The following is a 6,912-nucleotide window of genomic DNA, read 5'->3' as shown; positions in this document are numbered from 1 at the left end:
AGGATATTGGCTTCGCGCATCTTGTTGTCCAAGTGTAGTTTTTGGCGAAACCATTTGATCATGCAACAAGATGCGCTTCCACCCTAATTTGATGATTTATTTGTAAATCATCAGGGGATTCTTCAGGGTTTGGCCTCTATACTGATAATTGCTGATATGATGCAGTGCCACGCTTGGTCTTTTTAGCAAAGGGTGTGCACTGACAAGAACCTAAGATCTGGTGACTGGTATTCATTTTCTGTGTCTGTGTATAAGGGCGCTTTGAGAGTTCAGAGTAAGTCAACATTAAGCAGTAACAAGGCGTTGATTGGCAACTATATGATTGATGTGATTATTCCACAACCACAGCAAGACAGTTGGTTAGGTGACTTAAACTTAGTCGCAGAGATGTCTGCATGCCATGGGCTTATCTTCGCCCGTAATGACTCGGGTCAATTGAGCCTATTGTTACAATCGATGGCCGCCGCGGATGAGGATATTGCATCGATACTCGCTCAACTTAATGCCCACCATGGTTTTAAGCTCCAACAAACCGCCACCCCACATAGTAAAGTCGCGGATATCTCCCACACTCAGCCTGTCGATCAACCGAGTGTCTTCCATAGTCATCAAGTTATGGTCTCTAATGCCAAAACGCAGCTCTCGCCGCAGTTAGTGGCTAGGCCCTTAGTGACAGACACTTCATTGGATCCGTTTTGGCAACCCTATTGCCGTTTAGGCAGCCTGATTTGCTTGCCGATCCTATGGCCATCGGGGGCCAGTTTTGGCGCCCTGTGTTTGTACCATAGTGCGCCACATCATTTAACGGATAAGTCACTGCAACTTGCCCAGCTTAACGTCAACAGTATTCAGCTCAGTTTAACGGAAATCCTACGTCAACATAGGGCCGATGAAGCATTGGCCCGCGGCGAGCAGAGCAAGTTACAAGTGCTCGATTTACAAACCTTTATCGATAGCTTTGAGGAGCATATTTGGGTCAAGAATATCGATGGGGTTTACACTATCTGTAATTTGAGTGTGGAAAAAGCCTGGGAAATGCCGCGCAGTGACATTGTGGGCAAAACAGATGTTGAATTATTCGGTAAAGATATTGCTGATATTTTCCTCGATGGTGACAGGCTGGCCATTGAAACGGGCACCCCTATTATCGTTGCCGAATGTTTAGATGGTGGTGAGCAGGCAAAACACCTCTGGTTAGAAACCCTAAAAATGCCCGCCTTCACCGCAGAGGGTCAGTTAGCGGGCGTGATTGGCATGACGCGCAATATCTCTAAACATAAGGAAGTAGAAGAGCAACTTACACTCGCAACGAATGTATTTAAAAACTCGGTAGAAGGTGTCGTCGTGACCGATAGGCACGGCAATATCACCGATGTGAATGGTGCCTTTTACGAAATAACGGGTTACTCCCGTGAGGAATTGCTTGGGCAAAACCCACGGCTGTACAATTCGGATCGCCATGATAAAGCGTTTTTCGATGCCATGTGGAATGCCCTGTTAGAGACTGGTAAGTGGAGCGGCGAGATCTGGAATCGCCGTAAGAATGGCACTATCTTCCCGCAAAATATCACTATCAGCACTATCTACGACGATGTGGGTGATATTCGTTATTTTGTGGCGGTGTTTTCAGATATTTCTGCACAAAAGCAGAGTGAAGCCCAGCTTGCCCATTTAGCCTATTTCGATCCCCTGACGCATTTGCCGAATCGAATGAAGTTAATGATGCAGTTAAAACAAGAGGTGAGGCACGCTAAGCGCCTGAATGCACAACTTGCGACTGTGATTATCGATGTCGACTTGTTTAAGCACATTAACGACAGTTTTGGCCATAGCATAGGTGATGAGATGCTGGTGGAGTTAGCGAAGCGACTGCGTAGCAAAGTGCGTGATCAGGATGTGCTGTCGCGTATTGGCGGTGATGAGTTTGTCGCATTGATCTCTGGCATCCAAAATGATGAGGATGCCACCCATGCCATCAATCAATTACGCCAGGTTTTTGAGCAACCTTTTGTGGTGAGCACAGGTGATCACTTAAGGTTGACCGCGAGTATGGGCGTTTCACTCTACCCGAATGATGGAGCCGATGCCGACACCCTATTGCGCAATGCGGATGCGGCCATGTATCGGGCAAAGAATGAGGGTCGCAATGATTTTGCCTTCTACACTGAATCTTTGACCAAACAATCCCTCGAGCATTTAAAGCTACAGAACGCCCTCTATGGTGCCATTGCCCAGGACGCTTTGTATTTGATGTACCAGCCAAAACTGGATTTATCAACCCGTAAAACCGTGGGGTTTGAGGCGCTGCTGCGCTGGAATGATCCGCAATTAGGGCAAATATCACCGGCGGTGTTTATTCCCGTAGCCGAAAAGGTTGGCCTTATTCACGATATCGGCCTGTGGGTGCTTGAAACGGCCTGCCGCCAAGGTGTTACTTGGCTTGCCGAAGGCCGCCATTTTGGGCGCATCGCCGTGAACGTCGCGGGCCAGCAATTACAACGCAGCACTTTTGTTGAAGATGTAAAACGGGTATTAGAGAAAACAGGCTTGCCTGCTAAACACTTAGAATTAGAAGTCACTGAAAGCGTGATGATGCAAAATCCTGATCTGGCTATCCGAGATTTAAAGCGGCTTGGGGAGCTGGGCATTGAATTGTCAGTGGATGATTTTGGTACAGGCTATTCATCACTGAACTATCTGAATAAGTTGCCGATCCATAAGCTTAAAATCGATCAATCCTTTGTGCGTGATCTTCCCTTCGATACCAATAATACTGCCATTGCGAAGGCTGTGATTGCCCTTGGCCACGCCCTAAAATTAGAGATCATTGCCGAAGGGGTTGAAACCGAGGAGCAGGCGGATTTTCTAAGACAAAATCTGTGCGATCAAGCCCAGGGCTATCTCTTTAGTCGGCCCCAGTTACCGAGTGCACTAGAGGCATTTTTCGTCAGTCCTGAGTGATTGCCATGCTATGCGGCTCGACCTTGCGGCTAGTCGCACCTTGGCCAGTCTGTTAACATTGGCCCATTATGATTTGTGGTGATTTCCAATGTCTTTCAGCTCCCTTTCTTTGCATTCCCAATTAGTGAACACCTTAGCCGAACTCGGCTATCAGCAACCGACACCTATCCAAGTTGAGGCTATTCCTGTGATTTTGGCAAAACAAGATCTGATGGCGGGTGCACAAACGGGGACGGGAAAGACGGCCGCATTTGCCTTACCGATTTTGCATGGACTGATGGCGGCCCCTTTAGCGAAGGACGCTCCAAGGTATATACGTGCCTTAGTGTTGGTCCCTACGCGGGAGCTTGCGGTTCAAGTTCAGCAAAGCTTTGTTAAATATGCGAAAGGTACCGATATTCGGATTGGGATCGCCTATGGTGGTGTGAGTATCGATGCACAGGTCGAGGTGTTTAAGGCGGGAATCGATGTACTTATTGCGACACCTGGGCGTTTGCTCGACCATCTACGTCAAGGCGCGCTCAATCTTAACCAATTGAATGTGTTGGTGTTTGATGAGGCCGACCGCATGCTCGATATGGGCTTTATGGATGAAATAAAGGCGGTACTCAAACAAGTGCCAGCGGAGCGACAAACCCTCTTGTTTTCCGCCACCTTAGACGATGCTATTTTCACTTTGAGTAAAAGTTTGCTGCGTGAGCCTAAATGGATTGAAGTGGCGAAACGCAATACCACGGCCGCGCAGGTGGAGCAGCGGGTTTATGCTATAGATAGCGACCGTAAAACTGAATTCGTAAGTCATTTAATTCGCAGTCAAAATTGGCATCAAGTGCTTATTTTTAGCCGCACTAAACAGGGCGTGGATAAACTCGCCTTGCAACTCAATAAACTCGACATTGCCACCCAAGCATTCCACGGCGATTTGTCCCAGGGGGCGCGGGAAAAAGTACTACAGGATTTTAAACAGGGCAAAATCCAAGTGCTAGTGGCGACCGATGTGGCGGCAAGGGGGCTGGATATTGTTGAATTACAATATGTCATCAACTTTGAACTACCTTTTATTGCCGAAGATTATATTCATCGTATCGGTCGCACAGGTCGAGCGGGTAATGCAGGTCTAGCCATTACCCTATTTAGTCAAGAGGATGCCTTATTGCTCGAAGAAGTCGAGGCAGTGCTTGATAAGCGCCTGCCCCAGCAATGGTATCCAGGTTTTGAACCCGATTTTAATAAAATGGCCCCAGAGCCCAGACGCAACAGTAAAGCCGCCCAAAAACAGCGCGCTAAAAAACGCGCCCTCGGCGGTAAAAAGCGTTAAGCATAGGTCAATTTTAGCCAAGAGGACAAAGCCTTAAGTTGTTAGGATTTTAGCGTTTGCCGGGTCGTCTCGCCAATCACCTTGGCTCACCTTTTAGCATTAACGTAACCTGCAGGCTTTAAGAGAATACCTAGCACGATTTGGGGCAAAAGCGTGCTGAGTTTTCACGGAATTATCTTTATTCGGATAAACAAAAATAATCCCAAGAGCTGAATCGTGAGCAGTGACGAACTTAAGGATGTAACGCTTGGCTTGAGGCTTTGCCTTTACACCATTTGCCGCTGTTGTGCTGCTTCTTAAACTCGCACATGCTATCCCATCGACCACTTATGCCACTGTATTGACGACGAAACTCTTTGGCTGAAGTGAGCCACGCATCGGGCGAAATGCCTAATTCATTGAGCAGTTTTGGTCGCTGATTATCGATATAACCTTTCTTATCAAGGCGAATGGCGCGGCCTGTCCAATCTATTAACTCAAGATAATCAACAAAATGAAACGGAATACCCGTTTGCTCATTCAGGTGTGCTGCACCATCGAATTGGGCAAGAGATTTGTGGGGAATATGAGGTTGATTGGTTGAGGAGTCTGTTGGTAATGTTGGGGTGTTTATTGTGTTATTGGGTGAGTTTAGCGAGTTAACCCGCTCCTGAATCGATGTAAAATCAGAGGATTGCAAAGAGTCGGCAATACCTGCTCGAATAGGATTTAAATCGACGTACATCATACAAGCCAGCAGAGCTTGCTCATCTAACAGCGCTTGCGACTTAAATCGGCCTTCCCAAAAGGCACCTTTGCACTCATCTTCACGATTGGCTTTACGGGCAATTTCTTCATTTAAACAGCGCATAAACCAAGAGATACTGCTCAGTCGTTCATGCCACTCGGCGAGTAATGCATCGAGTAACATCGCTTCACCGTCGATTAAAGCATCACCATTCATATACTTAGTCGCGACAGCATGGCCCTTAGTGATTTGGCACCAGCGGTTGATAATGTCTTTTTGCGTTAATGATTTGGCCTTGTCGACATCAATTTTAAGCACTAAATGATAGTGATTGCTCATCACCGCATAAGCACAGATATCGATGCAGAAAATCGCAGATAATGCCTTGATTTTATCCACAATCCAGCCGCGTCTATGCTCGTAACTGCGACCTGTGAGTTTATCTTCACCACATAAAAAAGCCCTACGAACACAGCGATTTATCACATGATAGAAGGGCGTTGCATTGGCATCAATTAACTGTCTTCTGGCCGAAGTCATCACACACTCCACACAGACAAAATCAGGATAATTTAAAGCCTAGTAGAGAGGGCTTAAAAATACAAAAAGATATGCCTGTCCCCGCTTTGCCCGCTTTGTTAGTCGATTTCTGGTAAAGCCAAACATAGGCAAATAGATAAGAATTTGTATGGCAGCAGGAGTGGAAATTTTCGATTGAGCTAACGAGCCATGGGGCAAAAACTTTTAGCCTGATGAACAGTTCAATGGTTGCTAAGATTGCCACTGTTACAACAGTGACCGTTGGCGACATGGATGTCGCCGTCGAGCCTATATGGATATATTCACGGCGTGTCACTGTGGAAACAATGGCAATGAATAACAGTGTTAACTGGCTTTGGGGCATTAGCTTTTTAGTCGGATGAACAGTTAAATGGTCGTTAAGATTGGCATTGTTGCACCAGTGACCTTCTAAAACATGGATGTTTTAGTAGAGCCCTCAGGGACGAGTTCACGGCGTGTCACTGGGGAAGCAATGACAATTAATGTGCAATACGCGTAACTCAGCCATCTTGCTTTGGGGCCATTGCGTTTTAGAGAGCCATTTATATCCAGACAATTAGCTGTAATACACTTCGGCCGGGTTATTACGCTGCCGCTCTTCATTTTTCTCGCTGGCTTCTTTAATCAGTTCGACTTTTTGAGCCTGAAGTAATGCGATTTGGTTGGCTTTTTCTTCCTCGGATAAAGTGTTATCGGCGGCTATTTTGGCCATTTTCTCTTCGAGTTGTTTCAGTTTTTCCCTATCCACGCCTGTGCGTTTATCGAGAATTGCCTGCATTGCTTCTTCTAGTCTATTGGTTGGTTTTTCTGGTTCAGGGGTTCCAGCAATGGCTTGTACATTCTCCGTATAGCCTTGTTTGACATTGGGCGCGAGGTGACTATAGGTATCGGCTGTTGCAACAGGCGCAGTAGAAGAGAGCGTTACTGTATCTTGGCTTGCCGCTGAATCCGATGTCGTAATTGAAGATGAATTATTGGCTTGGCTACTCTGGCTCGATTTGAGTTGTGTGAGTGCCACATTGGCATAGTTCTTAGCAATGGTATAGCTATTGGGGTTGATGGTGCTCATGTCCGATTCCTTTACGTATGACCCAGTGGTTGCGATTAAGTCCCTTTGTCACCTTTGATGTTAATGCTGTGCGGTTAAATGGCGCTACCGGGCGTTTGAACTCAATCTAATTACTGCACATTTTTAATAAGCAAGTTAGAGGCCAAGCTCTGAAGGATCCCCTCATAAATCAGCCATAGCATAGCCATATTTGAGCAACTGATTGGCGAATAATACCCAGGCCGCCAGCAATTCTTTCTCCGTGATTTGATAATCAGGCCGCCTGAGTACCTCCAA

The 6,912-nt window shown here is 46.5% G+C and carries 4 protein-coding genes; 2 read left to right on the top strand and 2 right to left on the bottom strand.

Features of this window, described 5'->3' with window-relative positions:
• Nucleotides 1–318 precede the first annotated feature (318 nt).
• Nucleotides 319–2,961, top strand: coding sequence for a bifunctional diguanylate cyclase/phosphodiesterase (locus ACRN9H_RS19380; protein ID WP_263149267.1), 2,643 nt, complete (start codon nt 319–321; stop codon nt 2,959–2,961).
• Between the two features lie 88 nt (nt 2,962–3,049).
• Nucleotides 3,050–4,279: a DEAD/DEAH box helicase gene (locus tag ACRN9H_RS19375; RefSeq protein ID WP_263149265.1), complete on the top strand. Its 1,230-nt coding sequence runs from the start codon at nt 3,050–3,052 to the stop codon at nt 4,277–4,279.
• 232 nt (nt 4,280–4,511) lie between these two features.
• Here ACRN9H_RS19375 and ACRN9H_RS19370 read toward each other — a convergent pair whose 3' ends face one another.
• Both ACRN9H_RS19370 and ACRN9H_RS19365 read right to left on the bottom strand, forming a co-directional pair.
• Nucleotides 4,512–5,546, bottom strand: coding sequence for a transposase (locus tag ACRN9H_RS19370; RefSeq protein ID WP_263149258.1), 1,035 nt, complete (start codon nt 5,544–5,546; stop codon nt 4,512–4,514).
• 577 nt (nt 5,547–6,123) lie between these two features.
• Entirely contained in the window at nt 6,124–6,636 is a 513-nt protein-coding gene (locus ACRN9H_RS19365; protein ID WP_342190880.1) for a hypothetical protein, read from the bottom strand.
• Nucleotides 6,637–6,912 lie beyond the last annotated feature (276 nt).

Origin of the sequence: Shewanella sp. MF08487 (assembly GCF_050848685.1) — a bacterium.
In the GTDB taxonomy this organism is placed as follows: domain Bacteria; phylum Pseudomonadota; class Gammaproteobacteria; order Enterobacterales; family Shewanellaceae; genus Shewanella; species Shewanella glacialipiscicola.
The sequence above is the reverse complement of the archived record's forward strand: the minus strand, read 5'-3'. Positions and strand labels throughout refer to the sequence as shown.